Source organism: Scytonema sp. PCC 10023 (genome assembly GCF_963920835.1).
GTDB lineage: Bacteria > Cyanobacteriota > Cyanobacteriia > Cyanobacteriales > Nostocaceae > Kalymmatonema.
The window spans coordinates 1-1,449 of record NZ_CAWUDP010000292.1; the positions used below are offsets into that span (position 1 = coordinate 1).

The window sequence follows — 1,449 nt, forward strand, 5'->3', positions numbered from 1 at the left end:
AAGAGGAAAAGGCTGAGGTGTTGCATATGGTGGCAGAATCCCTTGAAAAACCATTATCGCCCAAAAATCCGCCCAAGGCCGTAGTGGCAAAAACCCGTGAGGTAATGCCAGTATAGATCTACATTTATTTTTGAAGAAATAAAATTAGTATGAGCGATATAGAATTTCAACAACTGCTTACAAGTTGTCAGGGTTTGATGAGTGAGCAGAAAGCAGAATTAATTAAAGTGCTTTTAGGCGATAGCACTATAAAGGTAGGCTTCTTCAATCAAGAAGAAAATATTGTATGTACTAATTCAATCCCAACGGCTATAAAAATTCTCGCTGAGTCACTAAGAAACAGGAGAGGCGGGAGACTTAGATTCGAGTTTTATCCAGAAAGGAAGCCAGCTTGAAATTAAGCTTTTTGACGAGGCCAATACTATGAGGTGATCCAAGAATGCGAAGCCCGCAGGGCGGGCAGCTACGCCAACGCCTCATAGTATTGGCACTACTAAGCACACGAACTTTTTATCCGCGTTGCCTGGTATCGATACGGGATTTCCCGCATCCAACTTGGAAATAACTAAGCACACGAACTCGTCATCCGCAGAGCCGAGCGGCACAACTCACACCAACATAACACGGGAGCGTGGTAGCCCCGAAATATGAGACTCAAGAAATTAAATGAATTGAGTCTCATATGCTATTTATATCGGGGTGGAAACGCGACACGAGCGAATTTATTCGCCGTGATGTGATATATTGTTACCAGTAGCTTTTGAGTTACATAGATGGAGACATCTAGGAAGCAAATGCTTACGCTACATTGTATTTGTCCGACTTCCACGGCTGAAAGTGCTGGGATATTCTTGTTTGGACAAGAAATCAGGAAAGTCTTTATGTATTGTAGGGCGGAGCCGCTCTCGTGGTTGGCATAAAGGCGTTGACCTAAACCGCAAGTTGAGTAAGCTAGTCTGAAAGCCCGTGTCCCTGGTAGAACGGTAGAGCGGTTCAACCCATAGTTAGGAAACGTTAACCAGATAGTTGTCTTGTGCAAACAAGACCGGACGAAAAGTTAACGCCAACTCCTAGCCTGAATCCACCAAATTCTATTTGGTGGTGTGGCTCAAGCTTAGGTTTACTCGTAAAGGTTGCCGCTCGGCGAGTTGATCAGCGGCTTCGCGCTATCTGACTCGCGCCAAGCAAATCAAATGATGTGAAATGTTTTTCGCATCAATGGAGAAAACCAGGTGAAGAAAACGCTCTTGGTGGACGCTGTTCACGAGTCGTCCAAGTTGATTAGTACTAAGTTTGTTAGCTCGTTCGGTCGTCCGTGATCACTCGCCTCCAGCCGAACTTCACGCCACGCCTTGTGAAAGTTTCTAAAAATTCTTCAACAGAGGAATGACACCACTAGTACTGTGCGACAGAAATAATCAGACAGTTTAGAAAACTAGAGGACGACCA

At 44.7% G+C, this 1,449-nt stretch carries 1 protein-coding gene; it reads left to right on the forward strand.

Annotated elements, in window-relative coordinates; translation table 11 throughout:
- The first annotated feature begins 149 nt into the window (after positions 1–149).
- Positions 150–395: a hypothetical protein gene (locus ACM0OZ_RS48790; RefSeq protein ID WP_414590150.1), complete on the forward strand. Its 246-nt coding sequence runs from the start codon at positions 150–152 to the stop codon at positions 393–395.
- The last annotated feature ends 1,054 nt before the right edge of the window (positions 396–1,449 follow it).

Bases quoted from the DNA above. Each gene is read 5' to 3' on its own strand.
- ACM0OZ_RS48790 (WP_414590150.1), top strand. From the start codon at position 150: ATGAGCGATATAGAATTTCAACAACTGCTTACAAGTTGTCAGGGTTTG.